The following is an 18,579-nucleotide window of genomic DNA, read 5'->3' on the forward strand; positions in this document are numbered from 1 at the left end:
CCTCACTCAACGTTGTGTCCGGTTTGTGATGAAAAGACAGGGATGCTTACTCATCTATAACGTGGACCATAGGCACTGACAATCAGCTCTACATCATCCCGGAGTTTATGAAGTCATGTGCTGTCATAAGGAGTGGGATGAGCATCTACAATTTCTTATTTGCATTTTACGTGCCAACTTTTTCAACCAAGATAAGATTTCCTTACCCACGCTTTGACTGACTTTCTATATTAGATATCCTGATTTTTGCTAAAAACAATCAAAAATACCGTCTCCCATTTGAGACGCGCTTCAAGGCGTTCACATTTAGACAATAAAAATCAATGAGTTAAATGTCGTTATTCTGAGACACCCGATGGTATGGTTTGTCGTTGAAATACAACATCAATCTAAAAATAACTTTTAAAACAATCAGTTGATGCGTTAAGAAAAACCATGATATTCAATGCCACACCAAGGGAATCGACAAAGAAATTAAAAAGAAATAAAAGGGAAAAAATAAGTGTTTTTATCCGCAAGGGAGAGTTTTTTATTGGTAGGAAAGTTTTTGATTGGCAAGGCAATACAAAGAAAAATCCCCGCTATTGCGGGGATTTCTCAGAATCTGGTCGGCGAGAGAGGATTCGAACCTCCGACCCACTGGTCCCAAACCAGTTGCGCTACCAAGCTGCGCTACTCGCCGAAATATATTTTTTCTCTTTTTTATGGTGCGAAGGGGGGGACTTGAACCCCCACGTCCGTAAGGACACTAACACCTGAAGCTAGCGCGTCTACCAATTCCGCCACCCTCGCGTGTCATAAAAAAGATGGGGTGGCTAACGAGACTCGAACTCGCGACGACTGGAATCACAATCCAGGGCTCTACCAACTGAGCTATAGCCACCATAACAGCTATCTTTTATATACTGTTTTACTACTTAAAATTACTGCTACAACGAAGCGCTATCGACCACGATAACTCATTGTCACTGCTCTTGCACGCTTAAAATGGCGCGCCCGACAGGATTCGAACCTGAGACCTCTGCCTCCGGAGGGCAGCGCTCTATCCAGCTGAGCTACGGGCGCTTAACGCCGTTGCGGTGGAGGATAGTACGGATTTAATGTCGTACTGTCCAGTGCTTTTTTAAAAGAAATGATTCGTTTGCTTACGCTTTACTCATTTAGTTGATAAAGACAACACTTTTCCACCGCGAGGGGTCTTATTGTATAAGAATCAACCTGCCAAACTAGTGTGATTTTTTCTGCGAATAAATTCTATTAACCAAGAAATAAATACATGACACAATCAGCAAAAATGCCCCACCTACCATCAGTGAGAAACGCGTATCCGGGTTAACCGCCATTCCGACTAATACACAGCTCAGGAAAATCAAGGTCAGGTAATTGACATAAGGGAACAGGATCGATTTAAACCGATGCTGTTTCAGCGCTTCTTCGTGATGTTTGCGGAAACGCAGTTGGCTTACCAGAATCACAAACCACGGCACCATACCGGGCAATACACTAGCACTATAAACGTAAACAAATACCGACTGTGGATTTGGAATCAGGTAATTCAGGCTGGAACCGGCAATCAAACAACCAATGGTGATGGCGATACATTTCACCGGCACACCATTCTTCGACAATTTCAGCAGCGAAGCAGGCAATTGACGGTTTTGAGCCAGGGCATACAACATCCTGCCACCGCTGTACATGCCGCTGTTACACCCTGAAAGTGCCGCGGTCAGTACGACAAAGTTAATCACTGCGGCCGCAGAAGCAATACCTACTTTAGCAAAGGTCATCACGAATGGGCTGCCATGCGTGCCAACTTCTGTCCACGGGAACAGCGTCACAACAATAAAAATAGCACCAACATAGAAGATCAGGATACGCCACAGAATATTGTTGATCGCTTTCTTAAGTGTAACTTGTGGATTTTTCGCTTCACCCGCAGTGATACCAACCAGTTCAACTCCCTGATAGGAAGCAACAACAATACACAGAGCAAATAAAAAGCCTTTCCAGCCACCGGAGAAAAAACCATCATGTGAGGTTAGGTTATCTAATCCTATAGGTTGCCAGTCATTGCCTAAACCAAAAAAAATCAAACCAATGCCAATCAAAATCATCACAATAATCGTTGTGACTTTGATCATGGCAAACCAGAACTCCAGTTCACCATACAGCCGTACAGCCGCCAAATTCGCCAAAGCCACTAACCCGACCGCTACCAGCGCAGAAACCCACTGAGGCAATTCCGGGAACCAGAATTCGGCATATACGCCGATGGCAGTGATTTCTGAAATGCCCACAGAAACCCACATGAACCAATAGCCCCATGCCGTCAAACAGCCCCAATAAGGACTAAGGTACTTATGCCCAAAAGACGCGAATGAGCCGGTGACAGGTTCAAGGAACAACATTTCGCCCATTGAACGCATGATGAAAAAGACAAAAAGTCCAGCAATAATGTAAGCCAGCAAAACGGAAGGGCCAGCCCATTTCAAAGTACTGGCCGACCCCATGAACAGCCCTACGCCGATTGTGCCACCTAGCGCAATCAGTTCAATATGACGTGCCTCAAGTCCCCTTTGCAGGCTCTGTTTTGAATCACTCATAAAACTCCCTATCCACTTTTATGATGTCTATATTTGCAAACAGAAAAAATACAGGAATTGATAATCAATCGTTGTAAAAAAGGCAGGGATCAAAACACGTTTTGCCAATCAGTGAAATAAAAAATTATAAAATTACACCAATACCAATCTTGTTTGGCATCGCAGTTGGGGAGAACAGCATCAACAATGGCTACTATCTAATCACACAACAAGGTAGTTATTTCACGTTCTTGCTAAGCGCGAAGGGACGGAGATGAGAGACAAAGCGGAAACCTGCCACATATGAACAACACACTTTCCACGTGGCAGGCTTAAAACAAAGAATTGCCGGGTTAGAGCTTGCCCCCGTAATAATAGCCAAGGAACCTCAATAGCTTGAATTGCCTACGGATGCGGCTTGGCTGAGATAGCAGGCGATACAGCCATTCCAAGCCTAAATTCTGCCAAATTTTCGGTGCTCGTTTGACATGCCCCGTAAAAACATCATAAGTTCCGCCAATTCCCATATATAGTGCATCTGGATGTATTTTTCGGCAGTCACGCATAAAGATCTCCTGTTTCGGCGATCCCATTGCGACAGTAATAATCGCTGCACCGCTGGCATGAATCCGCTCAAACACCGCATCACGCGTTTCTGGTGTAAAATAACCATCCTGGCTGCCCACGATATTAACGTTCCATTGGGTACGCAATTTACTTTCTGTCTGTGCCAGAACGTCAGGCTTTCCACCTACCAAAAAGACGGGGGTTCCTTCACTGCCGGCCCGTTCCATCAAGGCTTCCCACAAATCAGCTCCCGCAATCCGGGATACATCTGCATCAGGGTATTTACGACGAATGGCCCGCACTATGCTAATGCCATCGGCATATAAATATTCAGCCTCATTCAGCAACAGGTTCAGTGCATTATCTTTTTCCGCAGTGAGGATTTTCTCTGCATTAATCGCAACCAGCGTACCGGTTTTTACTTGTCCATTCTGGAAAAGATGATCAAGAAAATGCGACATACCACGAAATCCCCAGATATTGAGGCCACGAATACGGTATTTAGGAACGTTATTCAACACCATTTTTCTTCCTTACATCCAAAATCACAGATGTTTTTCGCGAGGTAGCTAAGTTACTGACTACAAACTTTCTAACCAGCCCTGCACTTTCAAACAGCCAGTACAGTAATTTCGCCGCGATCAGGCATAGGCCAAAAACAATGCAGAAGAACACGACCCGAGAAACAAAAGAATCTACACCTTCACGGGCAAGTACAATCATATTAAAAATGGCACCAAAACAGAAAGCTTGCAAAATCGCTGCCTTATAGCGATTAGTTTCTTGCTTCCCTGCTTCATAAATCCAATCAAACCATTTGATAAGCAAACCGACAACAATCGCGCCCAGAGGGATAAAGAACACGCCTCCCATTACCACGAGCGAACCAATCAGCGTTGGTGAAATCGCAAGGCCAGAGTGGTTATTCAGCACGTCCCATGTAAAGTAATTGGCTGTATTCCAGACCAGATTGGGTCTATCCGGCCACAGCCAACTGGGAATAAAGACATAAAAATCACGGATGATCGGAGCCAAACCCTGAAAATCTATTTTGCTGTAGTTATCCAGCAGCAGAGCCAGATTTTCCCACGGCGAGAAGGTATCCCGCGTGAGATACAGAAACGTATAAAAGGCTTCCGCACCACTCACATCCAGGCCATAACGCTTTAACGCCAGCCAAAACATGCCAATAATTCCAAATATGCCCGCAGCAAATAGCATCCATAACGTGATCCAACCACGGACAATGCCAATAAACAGGAACAGTGCAAACGCAATAATAATATTAGCCCGTGTTCCTCCAACAATCACATAAGTCAGAATGCCAAATCCGACAGTTCCTACCAAAAAACACACCCAACGCATTTTGGTCGGATTCAGAAAAAACACCACCAACATGGCAGGAATGAAGAAATAGAAGAAACGCTTGAGTGCGACACCGGAAACTTGGCTGGAAAATATCTGGCTATAGGACTGTAACTTAAATAACAAAAAACCGTTCTGCATAAAGAACGATCCCACCGTAACGACAGCAATGCCAGCAAGCAGCAGCCATGTGAGATTAGTTTCCACCCGATTCATATTGAATAAGGGCTTTCGCGCAGAAGCAACCCATGGTGTTTCAGGTTCCCTATTATTTCTGCGTGTCTTATAGCTAAGGCGCGTTTTATACGCTACATAGTAAATAGCGTAAAAACAGCCTGACGCCAACATTGCATGCAGCAACGAATCTACCGGAACAACCTGTACATCAAACTGGAACACTAACATGCTGGTCAGCGGGAAGCCAAAATAGAACGTCAGCAGATACAGTAATGAGAAAAAAACATTAAAATTAAAGCGGACACGCCGAAATTCTTGATACGTCAAGGTCAGGATAAAGACCAATGAACTCACGTAAACGACAAACAGCCCACCGAATTGTGTCAAGGTCATTGATATTCTCCAGATGCCGCCAATAGGGCGCGTTTCCACCCATCAATAAAATTGGGATCAAAAAAGGCAATCGCCTTTTTATCAAGGGACAGCATCTGACGCTGTGCTTCCTGCACCCAGTGTTTATTCAATTCATCACCATCAAACAGAACAGGCACCTGCTGCTCCGTCAAATCATGCCAGAATGGATTCTGGCGGCTCAAAACAAACGGAATACCAAATTGAATCAGCAAACAGAGTGTTCCAATACCCTGTTGGCGATTGAAAATGAAATAGCCCAAATCGCATTGACGCAGCAGCGACAAATATTCGTCAAACGCCATTTTATCCTGCAAGACACGGACGTTTTGCGCTGGAAACAGCGACAATGCAGTTTGTTTTACGCGCTGGATATAGGGTTGGTTATTATCAGGGTAACCCATCGGAATAATCACCCGTGCCTCATCCCCAAATTGATGGTGGATCTTATACAATGCTTCTATATGAAGGTTGGATTGATCTCCTGAATTTCCCAGCAGAATGGTGATCCCTTCCGGTGAAAATGTTTTTTCCGTTACCGTAAGAGTAGGGTCCATCCGGGTTGGGAAATAGAGCAATGATGATGGCACTCGCGTTTTGGATTGACCTGTGTGCCGGAGAAAATACCGGAGATCACCGCGCGTGGCAAAAATATGCCCTACTCGTTTCTGTGCCAAGCGACGGAGCAGATAGAATAAGCGAAATTTCAGTTGACGGGATTCTTCATATAAATCAGCTCCCCACGCATGCCACCAAAATTGATGTCGTTTAATTTTGCCCACTAATAAAGCCAACCACAAAGCAGCGTTAAACTGCCCGTGGAAGAAAAAACGGGTTGCTCTATCTGCCTTTGCCTTTTCAATCACCGCCTGTGAAAGAGCGGCTTTATTCTCATAAACAGAGATAGTCAAACCAGAATAATTAGAATTCGATAGCCATGTGTGGTCTTTGGACACCACCATAAAACACGGTTTGGCCGAAAAAGGTATTTCTCGAGCCAGGACGTCATTAAAGAAACGCAGCAACGTTTGATTGTGATGTGGGATATCCGATCCCAAAACGTGAATTAGGGTTGTCATGCTCGCCTGCGATAAATGATAAATACGCTACAACAAAGAATGAAATAAACAATGTAAGTTGCCATATATGACTGAGCTGCACCCAATGCCCCATTTTTCGGTATTAGCCAATGAGAGAAACCGCTCAGCAAAAGGAACTGGCTGACCTCAGCCAGAACATAAAAACGCAGTGCAGCTTTTGCTATCACCAGATAACCAAAAACATAAGCGCCAACTTTCAACACATCACCCACTAACTGCCATGCGAATAACTCCCGCATCGCGGTGAATTTATCTGAAAACAGCAACCAAATAACAAAATCACGCAACAACCAGACTGAAAAGCTGGCAGCAGCCACAGCAGGTAAAACAAATTTCAGTGCCTTCACTATTTCGCTGGTAATATCCTGCTTACTCTCTAAACGAGAAAGAGTCGGCAGCAGATAGACCGTGAAAGAAGCCGTAATAAATTGTAAATAGGCATCAGAAATGCTGCTCACTCCCTGCCAAATTCCAACCTCTTCCCAGCTATAACGTGCCGCCATTAAATTTCGCATCATGACATAAGCAACGGGCAACGTTATGGAGGTCAGCAATGCCATAAGGGTAAATTTACCCAAATGACTGGCAATCGCCCGATCCCACATCGGTTTCAAGGCGGAAAATTCAATGACTTTGCGGTGCAAGATCATCAACCCTGCGGGAAAAACCACCAACGCAGGAACTAAGGCCAAACCAGCCAACGCACCTTCATAGCCACCCAGCCAATAACAGAGGCCATAGGCAATCACGCCCGCCAAACTGCCCAGAATAATTGCCAGCGAGTTTCCCTGAGCATCCCTGAATCCTTTCAAGATAGCCAGAAAATAGTTGGCGTAAGCGATGCCCATTTGAATAAATGCGAGCGCCTGCACAACAGATTTGTAATGATTGTGACCAAATAAACCAATACTGATGACATCACTGAACAAGAGGAAAATCACCGCCAGCAGGGTCGAAAAACCGAGAATAATCGAGGATGAGGTTCCCAGTATGGCCCTGAGTTTTTCCGGTTGCTGATGATGTTCCGCCACGTATTTAGTGACGCCATTAAAAATCCCCGCACCAGACAACACGCCTAATACGGTAATGAGTTGACGAAAGTTACCGGCCAGCCCCACACCTGTTGGGCCAAAAGAGACCGCCAGCAATTTAATAATCAGCAGCCCCGCACCAATTTTGATCAGTGTGGAGCCAGCCGTCCAAACAGAAGCTTTAGCAAGTGACATATCAGGCGAAAAATTCCTTGATACGGTTTATAACAACTTGCTGTTCTTTGTCAGTGATATTGTAAAACATCGGCAAACGCACTAAACGGTCACTTTCACGGGTCGTAAAACGATCTTCTCCGTGGAAACGGCCACATTTTTCACCCGCAGGACTGGTGTGCAATGCCACGTAGTGAAATACGCTCAGAATACTGTTCTCTTTCATGTAACGGTTGAATTCACTCCGTTCTTCCACATCTTTCAGCTTGATATAGAACATATGGGCGTTGTGTTCTATGCCTTCCGGGATGATTGGCAAGGTCAAGTGTCCCGCATCGGCCAATGGCTTCAGGGCCTGATAATAGTTGTCCCACAAGGCCAGACGACGCTGGTTAATTTCTTCAGCAAGCTCTAATTGTCCCCACAGATAAGCGGCTTGCAGATCAGATAACAGATAACTGGAACCAATATCACGCCAGGTATATTTATCTACTTGCCCACGGAAAAATTGGCTACGGTTAGTGCCTTTCTCACGAATGATTTCGGCACGGGCGATCATGGACTTATCATTGATTAATGTCGCACCACCCTCACCACCCGCCGAATAATTTTTGGTTTCATGAAAGCTGTAACAACCAATATGTCCAATTGTGCCCAATGCACGACCTTTATATGTGGACATGACCCCCTGTGCCGCATCTTCCACTACATACAGGTTATATTTTTCTGCCAGTGCCATGATGGTATCCATTTCACAAGCAACACCCGCATAATGCACTGGCACGATGGCGCGGGTTTTCTCTGTAATGGCCGCTTCAATCTGGGTTTCATCAATATTCATAGTATCAGGGTGAATATCTACGAACACGATGGTTGCTCCACGCAGAACAAAAGCATTGGAGGTAGAAACAAAGGTATAACTCGGCATGATGACTTCATCACCCGGCTGGATATCCAGCAAAATAGCCGCCATTTCCAGTGAAGCCGTACAAGATGGTGTCAACAACACCTTTGGACAACCAAAGCGCTGCTCTATCCAGGCTTCACAACGTTTGGTGAACTCGCCATCGCCGCACAATTTACCACTGGCCATCGCTTGTTTCATGTATTCCAATTCAGTGCCGACTACCGGGGGTTTGTTAAATGGAATCATTTCATCCTCTGTATAACCAATATGCAGTGCTCTCAATAATGGCACCGCGACGTGTATAAAGACGCAAGGCAGTGATGTTGCTGATTTGTGTTGCCACTCTCAGCCGTTGTATCTGGTGGTTTTGGCACCATTGCTGCGCCGCCGACATTAATTTTTTTCCAATTCCTTGATGATGATTCCCCGGTGCAGCCGCCAATAAGCCAATACGTGCTTCATGGTTTCCAATATCTCTCAGGGTGACAAATCCCATCATTCTACCGTGTTCATCATTGATAAGCAGACATTCGTGGTCAAACGTTCCCAAAACGGCTTTTTCGACCCAAGTCGCATAGAATCGACTACTGTCACCCGGCTGATACCACGGCTTACGGAAACGGCTATCCGTAAACACACGAGACGCTACTGATGTTAATTCGGGTATATCTCGTCGTTTTGCAGAAATGAGTTCTTGTCCCGTATGAATATCAGCATTATCCCCGACACCAATCGATAACAGTAAATCCACCTCGCCTTCCACCAAAGAAAATCCCAAAGCGGACAGCCCGTCAATAATGGATGTTTGCTGTGCAGGAACTTTTGCCTGTACCACTGCATACTCATCCAACTGAGCCGTCGTTAGTGCTGCGGCTTCTGGTGAAAAATTCAGACGCGCAGTGGATAACCCAAAGAATTGGCTATCCCAAATCAAAGGTTCAAGGTTGGCGTGAATAAACATTGAGCAAATCCATCAGATATTTGCCGTAACCCGTTTTAGCCAGCTCCGCCGCAGCCTCTTTTAATTGCTCAACGCTCAGCCAACCATTACGCCATGCTATCTCTTCCAGACAGGCAATTTTGAAGCCTTGCCGTTTTTCAACGGTCTGAACAAAGGTGCTCGCTTCAATTAAACTGTCATGGGTGCCCGTATCCAGCCAGGCAAAGCCACGCCCTAGTAATTCAACATTCAATTCGCCGCATTCCAGATACATTTGGTTGATGCTGGTAATCTCTAATTCACCGCGGGCGGAAGGCTTCACTTGTTTAGCAAAATCAACCACTTTGTTGTCGTAAAAATAGAGTCCTGTCACCGCCCAGTTGGATTTAGGCTGTACGGGTTTTTCTTCAATGGAAAGTACCCGATATTGCTCATCAAATTCCACGACGCCAAATCTATCTGGATCCATCACTTGATAACCAAATACGGTAGCCCCTGTTTCACGCGCCACCACGTTTTGCAGTTTTGGGCTAAATGCCTGACCAAAAAAGATATTATCGCCAAGCACCAGACAACAAGTATCATTGCCAATAAACTCTTCGCCAATCAAAAACGCTTGAGCCAGTCCATCGGGAGAGGGCTGTTCAGCATAGCTCAGACGAATGCCAAATTGCTCACCATTGCCCAATAGTCGCCTAAAAGCGGGTAAGTCATCGGGTGTAGAAATAAGCAGGATGTCGCGTATTCCCGCCAGCATTAAAACTGACAGCGGATAATAAATCATCGGCTTGTCATAAATAGGCAATAATTGTTTTGATACGCCACGTGTTATTGGATACAAACGGGTGCCAGACCCCCCCGCCAGTATAATTCCTTTCATGCTATCCCCCAGACGGGCTTATTCGTTTCCCAGCCCAAGACGTTCCCCTGCATAAGATCCATCCTGAACCCTACGCCACCAATTTTCATTCGCCAAATACCACTGCACGGTTTTGCGGATGCCAGACTCAAAGGTTTCTTGTGGCGTCCAGCCCAGTTCGCGCTCAATTTTCGCTGCATCAATCGCATAACGCATATCATGCCCCGGACGATCCGTCACATGGGTAATCAGATCACGATAATGCTCTACCCCCGCAGGTTTTTCGGGGCGGAATTCTTCCAGCAAGGAACAAATCGTTTCCACCACATCGATATTTCTGCGCTCATTATGTCCACCGATGTTATAGGTTTCACCGGGTTGTGCCTTGGACACCACCAAATGCAATGCGCGTGCATGATCTTCCACATACAGCCAGTCACGGATTTGCTCACCTTTGCCATAAACCGGCAGTGACTTACCCGCCAACGCATTCAGGATCATCAATGGGATCAGTTTTTCAGGAAAGTGATAAGGGCCATAGTTATTGGAACAATTGGTGATCACTGTCGGTAAACCATAAGTACGACGCCACGCCCTGACCAGATGGTCGCTGGAAGCCTTAGATGCAGAGTATGGGCTGCTCGGTGCATAAGGCGTTGTTTCAGTAAAGAAACCGTCTTCACCGTGCAAGTCACCATAAACCTCATCTGTTGAGATATGGTGGAAACGGAATTTGGCCTGTTTTTCCTGATCCAATTGCTGCCAAAACGCCCGCGCCGCTTCCAGTAAAGTATAAGTACCAATGATGTTGGTTTCGATAAAGGCGGCTGGCCCATCAATGGAACGGTCAACATGACTTTCTGCCGCCAGATGCATAACCGCATCCGGCTGGTATTGCTGGAATACACGATCCAAGGCATCACGCTGGCAGATATCCACTTGTTCAAACGCGTAGCGAGGATGATTAGCCACCGGAGCCAATGATTCAAGATTACCGGCATAAGTCAGGCTATCGACGATGACGACGCTGTCTTCTGTCTGGCTGATAATGTGGCGAACAACCGCAGAGCCGATGAAGCCTGCACCACCTGTAATGAGAATACGTTTCAACGCCAAACTCCTTTTGTATCAACAACCCATTTTTGTTTTATTTCATCGCCATGAATGGCTTTAAACTGACAGTGATCCACCAGCATCAATACAACGTCGGCCTCTTCCAATGCCTGGTTCACGTCCATCAACTCAACCAAACCTTTCAATGATTTTGGCAGTCCATGTACATTGGGCTCAACAGCCACGGTTTTCCCTACATGCCACTGTGCAACCATTTCAGTGATATGAACCGCCGGGCTTTCGCGCAAATCATCAATGTTCGGTTTAAAAGCCAGCCCAAAACAGGCAATTTTAACTTCACTTGCCCGTTTGCCGCTTTCTGCCAGACAATTTGCCACTGCCGCTTTCACTTGATCAACCACCCAAAGCGGTTTTCCATCATTAACTAAGCGTGCGGTATGAATCAGGCGAGATTGTTCAGGATTTTGGGATACGATAAACCACGGATCGACCGCGATACAGTGCCCGCCAACACCCGGGCCGGGCTGCAAGATATTTACGCGAGGATGACGATTTGCCAGACTAATCAGCTCCCAAACATTAATGCCTTGTTCAGCACAGATCAAAGAAAGTTCATTGGCAAACGCGATATTAACATCGCGGAAACTGTTTTCCGTCAGTTTGCACATTTCTGCCGTTTTGGCATTAGTGATAACACATTCGCCTTCAAGGAAAATTTTGTACAGCTCGCTTGCTCTGGAGGATGATTTGGCTGTCATCCCCCCCACCACGCGATCGTTTTTGATCAATTCCACCATAACCTGGCCCGGCAGTACGCGTTCTGGACAATAGGCGATATCAATGTCTGAATCTTCACCCGATTGTTGGGGAAATGAAAGATCAGGGCGTGCCGCAGCCAACCACTCTGCCATCTGTTCTGTTGCACCAACCGGCGAAGTAGATTCCAGAATGATCAAGTCTCCTTTCTTCAGGACTGGCGCTATTGATTCCGCAGCAGAGCGCACATAAGCCATGTCCGGTTCGTGATCGCCTTTGAAAGGCGTAGGCACAGCAATCAAGAAAGCATCCGCAGTTTGTGGAACTGTTACGGCTTTCAAATAACCGCCTTCAACGGCAACTTTCACTACTTTATCTAAATCAGGTTCAACGATATGAATTGCGCCACGGTTAATCGTCTCTACCGCATGTTGATTGACATCCACACCAATGACGGTTTTTTTGCGGGAGGCAAATGCTGCTGCGGTGGGTAAGCCAATATAACCAAGCCCGATCACAGAAATTGTTTCAAAACTCATAATGTCACCTGATTTTTCTTTAATGCTTCAAGAATTCGCTGGCAAGCCTTACCATCACCGTAAGGGTTATGGGCATGGCTCATCTGTTGGTAAGCAATGTCATCCGTCAATAAGCGCGTCACTTCTGCAACAATAGCTTGTGTATCAGTCCCTACCAATCGCACCGTTCCCGCACCAATCGCTTCAGGTCGTTCGGTGGTGCTGCGCATAACCAGAACCGGTTTTCCCAAAGAGGGGGCTTCTTCCTGAATGCCCCCTGAATCGGTCAGAATCATGTAGGCATGATTCATCAAATAGACGAATGGCAGGTAATCCTGAGGTTTGATAAGGATAACGTTATCAATGTCATGCAAAATACGCTTAACGGGCTCACTGACATTTGGGTTCAAATGAACCGGATAAACCACCTGAACTTCAGGATGCGCTCTGGCAATCTGGGCTAACGCTTCACATATGCGCTCAAATCCCTTACCAAAGCTCTCACGACGATGGCCTGTCACCAGAATCATTTTTTTATTCGGATCAATGAAGGAATAAAGTTCAGCAAGCTGACCATATATGGCTTCGTCATTCATGATATGGTCACGTACCGACAGCAGCGCATCGATAACCGTATTACCTGTAACAAAAATACGATCTTCTGCAACAGACTCTTTTAAGAGATTATTTCTGGCGTTTTCCGTTGGCGCAAAGTGGTACATCGCCAAGTGCCCGGCAATTTTACGGTTGGCTTCTTCCGGCCAGGGAGAATAAAGATCTCCGGTTCTCAGCCCTGCTTCGACATGGCCCACAGGAATATGCTGATAGAATGCGGCCAGACTGGTCGCCATAGTCGTAGTCGTATCGCCATGCACCAGCACCACATCCGGTTTAAATTCTTCCAATACAGGCTTTATACCTTGCAGGATCCGGCAGGTAATATCCGTGAGGTCCTGCCCTTTTTGCATGATATTGAGATCAAAATCTGGCGTTATTCCGAACAAGTGCAACACCTGATCCAACATCTCTCTATGCTGGGCAGTGACACACACTTTTGCGTCAAAGGCAGTATCCCTGGCCAATGCGTGTACCAACGGTGCCATTTTGATGGCTTCCGGTCGGGTACCAAACACAGTCAACACTTTCACAGTGGCTCTCTTATTTTGTCAATCATTGCAAATGGTTCCACAAAAGCAGAGGGTTAATTACCATTTCCATTCCTACTTCCGAGCAAGATGCACGCAGATACAAGCTACCGAGAACAGTCATTAACCCTGAAAAACTGATGAGTTATTTACATGAAGTTATTATATGAACTGACGGAGCGTGAGCGCCTTGCCAAAGCAACGCCAGCACCAACCAACATGCCAACGGCACCCCACATAATCATCATGAAAGCACGGCGAGGGCTGTCTCGGTTGACAGGTTCCTCGGGTGTCCTGAGATAACGGTAAGTCTGGAAAGTATCCTGTAAAGTTGGTCCGACATTCAATGTAGCCAGCATCGCCATGTTTTGATCATAATCGATGCTGTAATTCGGACCCGTCGCTTCCAACGTTTCAATCTGGGCTTGCAACAATGGCATACCCAACATAAACATTTTGGATTCAGGTAGTTCATCGATAGGAATGTTTGTTTCATTACGATGAATACCTTGTTTCTCAGCCACTTTCAGTGACTGCTGCAAGACATTCAGTTCACGATTGTACATTGCCTTGGCTACCATCTCCTGACGTTTAACCAATGCCTTCATTGACTGGGTTCGTGTCGCCCACGCACCTTTAATTTCGTTGTTCAGATGGGTACTCGCCCGTTGATTGGCAAATGCAATATATCTGCGCAGCAGTTGGTTCGCATCAACTGCTGTTTCTGCTGTTAACTTGATATTGTCATTGGGTACTTTTCGGTCATCACTCCGCGTGATTTGAATATTGTTGATCAACTCATCCAGCAACACAGCATCCGCTTTGGCCGTCCCTTTCCTGCGCTGTTTGTAATAATCAGAATCAAGCCAAAATTCACGACGGGTATCATACGCCTCAACCTGTATCATGAATTCTTTGTATGCACCATCGGGAATAGTCGGCAATTGTGCTTCTGGTGAGGCATTGATATGGGTATCTAAATTACGCAAAAATTGTTGTTGCGAGTAATAGCTACCCAGATTATTGGTCGTCGGTAAATCCACAACAGCGGTTGCGCTCCACTTTTGCTGCATCAAAAAAGATGCACCCAGAGCGACGGCAGCGAAAATGATTGCCAGTGCGATAATCCATATCTTTCCACGCCACAGAGCATAACACAGCGCACGAATATCCAGCTCGTGCTCTATAGCCTGTTGATCCTGTTTAGGTTGCGTTTCTGAGTTTATCACTGCACAAAACCTCTTTGATAAGTCAATGTATTAATGATGACTTGCTGTCCGGTGCATACGACGTTTACACCGTTTGATAAAACGGGCTACCCGCCATGCTCGTTTGATGCAATAGCCATATAGCACAAAAGCAAGCAAAAATAATGCCAACATCACCCATTCAGGAACAAAACTTAACCATTCTCCAATAATTCCAACCGATGCCAACAAAACTGCGGCTAAAGTAATCAAGATGAATGCCTGACGAGAAGTAAATCCGGCACGCATGATCAAATGGTGGATATGTTGGCGATCCGGAGAAAACGGGCTCATTCCCTTACGCAATCGACGGTACATAATCGCAACCATGTCCATCAATGGAATCGCGATGATCCATAGTGCTGTCACAGGACGAATAGAAGCGCTTTCTCCTTGAGTCGCTGTAGTCAGTAACCAAATAATAGTAAAACCAATCAGGGTACTTCCTGCATCCCCCATGAATACTTTGAAACGTTTTCCGACTAATCCTAAATTGAGAAATATATAAGGCAAGACCCCTGCAATAAACGTAAAACACCAAAATGCCAGTGCGGTATTGCCATTTTCATACAACAGAATTCCCAATGCGCCGAACGAGACACAAGAGAGTCCGCCCAACAAGCCATCAATACCATCCACCATATTGAAAGCGTTGATAGCAGCCCAAACAGCGAATAAAGTCACAACATAGCTGAATGGGCCTAGTGTCATTTCCCATGGCCCGAAGGTATTACCCAAGCTTTCAAGCTTAAGGCCGGCAAAATGCATCATGCCGATACCAACGAGCGCCTGGATGGTTGCCCGAATCTTTACGCTGATATCAAAACGGTCATCTAATGCACCGATAAAAACTAATATTCCTGCACAAGCCAAGTATAGCCACTTATGAGGAATGAACTCTTTCGTGATAACGAATGCAAAACAAACACTAAAAAAAACAGATATCCCACCAACCAAAGGAACTAAGCCTTGGTGGCGCTTACGGTAATTTGGTTTATCAACCAGACCAATCTTTTTTGCTATCTTGCGAGACACAAACAAAAATGCGAATGAGAATATAAATACGCAAAAAATTTCGGCACTCATGCTAGGAATATTCACAATAACAACTCTCTGTAAAAATAATGATGGGGCATCTATTTTTCATTCAATTATGGATGTCCCATTCAACCCCAAACCCATAAATTCCCTGTCAACAAAACAAGGCGTACTAACTTATAAAAATTATTAAATGGATCATGCAAATAGTAGAACGTGACTGATAATCATCTACGGAGCAACTATCTATAAAGCACTATAAAACGCAAGTTCAGAAATACTCATTTAATCATTCGAAAAACATGCAAAAAATGTACCATTTCAGGGCAATAGAGTAAGTCACTGATAAAAAAAACGCCACAGGAATGTGGCGCTTTGGTGTAATGGCTGCTTTTCTTTATTCAAAACTATTTCAGAACTATGAACGTTTCATAAAGTCGAAGAACTCTTCGTTTGTTTTTGTCATAGCCAGTTTGTTGATAAGGAATTCCATTGCATCGATTTCACCCATCGGGTGAATGATCTTACGTAGGATCCACATCTTCTGTAGTTCATCCTGTGCAGTGAGCAACTCTTCTTTACGTGTTCCAGAACGGTTGTAATCAATGGCAGGGAAAACACGTTTTTCAGCAATCTTACGGGACAGGTGCAGCTCCATGTTACCTGTACCTTTAAATTCTTCGTAAATGACCTCATCCATCTTAGAACCGGTATCAACCAGCGCTGTTGCGATGATGGTCAGACTACCACCTTCTTCAACATTACGTGCTGCACCAAAGAAACGTTTTGGACGATGCAGCGCATTCGCATCCACACCACCGGTCAATACCTTACCGGAAGCAGGAACCACGGTGTTATAGGCACGAGCCAGACGAGTAATGGAGTCCAGCAGAATAATAACGTCTTTTTTATGCTCAACCAAACGTTTGGCTTTTTCGATAACCATTTCAGCCACTTGCACGTGGCGGGAAGCCGGTTCATCAAAGGTTGAAGCAATCACTTCACCTTTTACCAGACGTTGCATTTCGGTCACTTCTTCTGGACGTTCATCAATCAGAAGAACCATCAGAACACAGTCTGGGTAGTTGTGGGCGATGTTAGCTGCAATATTTTGCAGCAGCATGGTTTTACCTGCTTTTGGCGGAGCAACAATCAGGCCACGCTGACCACGGCCAATCGGCGCTGCCAAATCCAGAACACGGGCAGTCAAATCCTCAGTAGAACCATTACCACGTTCCATGCGCAAACGGTTGTTGGCATGAAGTGGTGTCAGGTTTTCAAACAAGATTTTACTGCGGGCGTTTTCAGGTTTGTCAAAGTTAACTTCATTAACTTTCAGCAAGGCAAAATAACGTTCACCTTCTTTTGGCGGGCGGATTTTCCCTGAAATGGTGTCACCGGTACGGAGGTTAAAACGGCGGATTTGACTAGGAGAAACGTAGATATCATCAGGACCTGCAAGGTAAGAACTGTCTGCGGAGCGGAGGAAACCAAATCCATCCTGTAATATCTCCAGCACACCATCTCCGAAAATATCCTCTCCGCTTTTCGCATGCTGTTTGAGAATAGAGAAAATGATGTCTTGCTTACGCATACGAGCCAGATTTTCCAGCCCCATATTTTCGCCGAGAGTAATCAACTCAGATACCGGCGTATTCTTTAATTCGGTAAGATTCATAATGGTGGGTTCTTTAACTCGGGGTATATCTCGAACTATGAACGTGAATGGTATGGCAGCGTTATCGGTGCCTGTTTATTTGTACCAGAAACGAATAAATCCTTCTAACATATTAAATTATATTACAAGGCAATAGTTTGAAGTACTCTGATTGATTTCAAAATAAGGCTGACAAACTGTCAAAACACGACTGAGATAATAACGAAACGTGGTTAACTTCAATATCGGAACTGTCTCAGCGTAAGCATTATCTCGGTGTGAGCACTGTTTATAACTATGAAAACACCCTTTTATAACTATAAAAACATCCCGTTTAAAGATGTTCAGCATCAGGACGCTATCAGCGTACCAAGCTATATACCGAATGCTCCGTATATAGACTCAGAAACTTTACTCAATGCGATATACTATCAGATACTTCAGGTGATCCAGAAATAACAGATTTATCAGACACTACAGATTGTTTAGTATGCAACAGGCTTAATGTCAACTCTTTACATCAATAAACCTTTATATCGAATAAAGAATTCACTCATGCAAGGTTTCATACAAGTCATGTTTCATACAAGCACGTGGCCGCTAACTTACCACGCTTCGTAGCGGACGTCTAGCGGTCAATAGGATAAATCACTCTATACGCTAAACGCCCGTAATTACTGTGACCAGACTCTAAATTAGAGGTACTGCTCCAAAAACTCTTTCAACTGAGTTTTTGACAAAGCGCCCACTTTTGTCGCCGCGACTTCGCCATTCTTAAACAAAATCAGTGTAGGAATTCCGCGAATACCGTATTTTGGTGCTGTATTTGGGTTATCATCAACGTTCAACTTGGCGATGGTCAGTTTGCCTGCATATTCTTCAGAAATTTCATCCAGAATAGGGGCAATCATTTTGCAAGGACCACACCACTCAGCCCAAAAATCAACGAGGATCAGACCTTCTGCTTTCAGTACATCGTTTTCAAAACCAGCATCGGTCAGATGGGTAATATTCGCACTCATTTTTTTACT

Annotated in this window: 15 protein-coding genes and 4 tRNA genes; all 19 read right to left on the reverse strand. The window is 45.1% G+C overall.

All coding sequences use genetic code 11. The features are described from left to right. Window positions 1-605: 605 nt before the first annotated feature. Window positions 606-682 (reverse strand) — tRNA-Pro (locus Xmir_RS01645). Window positions 683-705: 23 nt separating this feature from the next. After that, window positions 706-792: transfer RNA gene (locus Xmir_RS01650), tRNA-Leu, on the reverse strand. A 15-nt stretch (window positions 793-807) separates the two neighbouring features. Next, window positions 808-883 (reverse strand) — tRNA-His (locus Xmir_RS01655). A 105-nt stretch (window positions 884-988) separates the two neighbouring features. Then, a tRNA-Arg gene (locus Xmir_RS01660) sits at window positions 989-1,065 on the reverse strand. A gap of 161 nt (window positions 1,066-1,226) precedes the next feature. Further along, window positions 1,227-2,603, reverse strand: a complete 1,377-nt coding sequence (gene thrP, locus Xmir_RS01665; protein ID WP_099112735.1) for a bifunctional threonine/serine APC transporter ThrP — start codon at window positions 2,601-2,603, stop codon at window positions 1,227-1,229. 332 nt (window positions 2,604-2,935) lie between these two features. Continuing rightward, window positions 2,936-3,673, reverse strand: coding sequence for a lipopolysaccharide N-acetylmannosaminouronosyltransferase (gene wecG, locus Xmir_RS01670; protein WP_099112736.1), 738 nt, complete (start codon window positions 3,671-3,673; stop codon window positions 2,936-2,938). Then, window positions 3,660-5,084, reverse strand: coding sequence for an ECA oligosaccharide polymerase (wzyE, locus tag Xmir_RS01675; RefSeq protein ID WP_099112737.1), 1,425 nt, complete (start codon window positions 5,082-5,084; stop codon window positions 3,660-3,662). Before wzyE ends, wecG begins: the two co-directional genes overlap by 14 nt. Then, window positions 5,081-6,181: a TDP-N-acetylfucosamine:lipid II N-acetylfucosaminyltransferase gene (locus tag Xmir_RS01680; protein WP_099112738.1), complete on the reverse strand. Its 1,101-nt coding sequence runs from the start codon at window positions 6,179-6,181 to the stop codon at window positions 5,081-5,083. Before Xmir_RS01680 ends, wzyE begins: the two co-directional genes overlap by 4 nt. After that, window positions 6,178-7,428 (reverse strand): lipid III flippase WzxE, encoded by a 1,251-nt coding sequence (gene wzxE, locus Xmir_RS01685; protein ID WP_099112739.1) that lies wholly within the window; start codon window positions 7,426-7,428, stop codon window positions 6,178-6,180. Before wzxE ends, Xmir_RS01680 begins: the two co-directional genes overlap by 4 nt. Window position 7,429: 1 nt before the next feature. Continuing rightward, window positions 7,430-8,560: a dTDP-4-amino-4,6-dideoxygalactose transaminase gene (gene rffA, locus Xmir_RS01690; protein ID WP_099112740.1), complete on the reverse strand. Its 1,131-nt coding sequence runs from the start codon at window positions 8,558-8,560 to the stop codon at window positions 7,430-7,432. A gap of 1 nt (window position 8,561) precedes the next feature. Further along, window positions 8,562-9,275, reverse strand: a complete 714-nt coding sequence (gene rffC, locus Xmir_RS01695; protein ID WP_099112741.1) for a dTDP-4-amino-4,6-dideoxy-D-galactose acyltransferase — start codon at window positions 9,273-9,275, stop codon at window positions 8,562-8,564. After that, window positions 9,253-10,134 carry a glucose-1-phosphate thymidylyltransferase RfbA gene (gene rfbA / locus Xmir_RS01700; RefSeq protein ID WP_099112742.1) on the reverse strand — a complete coding sequence of 294 codons (882 nt, stop codon included), beginning with the start codon at window positions 10,132-10,134 and terminating at the stop codon, window positions 9,253-9,255. Before rfbA ends, rffC begins: the two co-directional genes overlap by 23 nt. 18 nt (window positions 10,135-10,152) lie before the next feature. After that, window positions 10,153-11,223 (reverse strand): dTDP-glucose 4,6-dehydratase, encoded by a 1,071-nt coding sequence (rffG, locus tag Xmir_RS01705; RefSeq protein WP_099112743.1) that lies wholly within the window; start codon window positions 11,221-11,223, stop codon window positions 10,153-10,155. Further along, a complete protein-coding gene (wecC, locus tag Xmir_RS01710; protein WP_099112744.1) occupies window positions 11,220-12,482 on the reverse strand; it encodes a UDP-N-acetyl-D-mannosamine dehydrogenase in 1,263 nt (420 codons plus the stop codon). The genes rffG and wecC overlap by 4 nt, the downstream gene beginning before the upstream one ends. After that, on the reverse strand, window positions 12,479-13,609 hold the full coding sequence (gene wecB, locus Xmir_RS01715) for a non-hydrolyzing UDP-N-acetylglucosamine 2-epimerase (RefSeq protein ID WP_099112745.1): 1,131 nt from the start codon (window positions 13,607-13,609) through the stop codon (window positions 12,479-12,481). Before wecB ends, wecC begins: the two co-directional genes overlap by 4 nt. A gap of 146 nt (window positions 13,610-13,755) precedes the next feature. Beyond that, the gene (gene wzzE / locus Xmir_RS01720; protein WP_099112746.1) at window positions 13,756-14,835 is read right to left on the reverse strand and encodes an ECA polysaccharide chain length modulation protein; all 1,080 of its coding nucleotides are present in this window, start codon (window positions 14,833-14,835) and stop codon (window positions 13,756-13,758) included. A gap of 30 nt (window positions 14,836-14,865) precedes the next feature. Continuing rightward, the gene (gene wecA, locus Xmir_RS01725) at window positions 14,866-15,954 is read right to left on the reverse strand and encodes a UDP-N-acetylglucosamine--undecaprenyl-phosphate N-acetylglucosaminephosphotransferase (RefSeq protein WP_099112747.1); all 1,089 of its coding nucleotides are present in this window, start codon (window positions 15,952-15,954) and stop codon (window positions 14,866-14,868) included. 355 nt (window positions 15,955-16,309) lie between these two features. Further along, entirely contained in the window at window positions 16,310-17,569 is a 1,260-nt protein-coding gene (rho, locus tag Xmir_RS01730) for a transcription termination factor Rho (protein ID WP_074020680.1), read from the reverse strand. A gap of 674 nt (window positions 17,570-18,243) precedes the next feature. Continuing rightward, window positions 18,244-18,570, reverse strand: a complete 327-nt coding sequence (trxA, locus tag Xmir_RS01740; protein WP_047962840.1) for a thioredoxin TrxA — start codon at window positions 18,568-18,570, stop codon at window positions 18,244-18,246. Between the last annotated feature and the right edge of the window lie 9 nt (window positions 18,571-18,579).

Source organism: Xenorhabdus miraniensis (assembly GCF_002632615.1).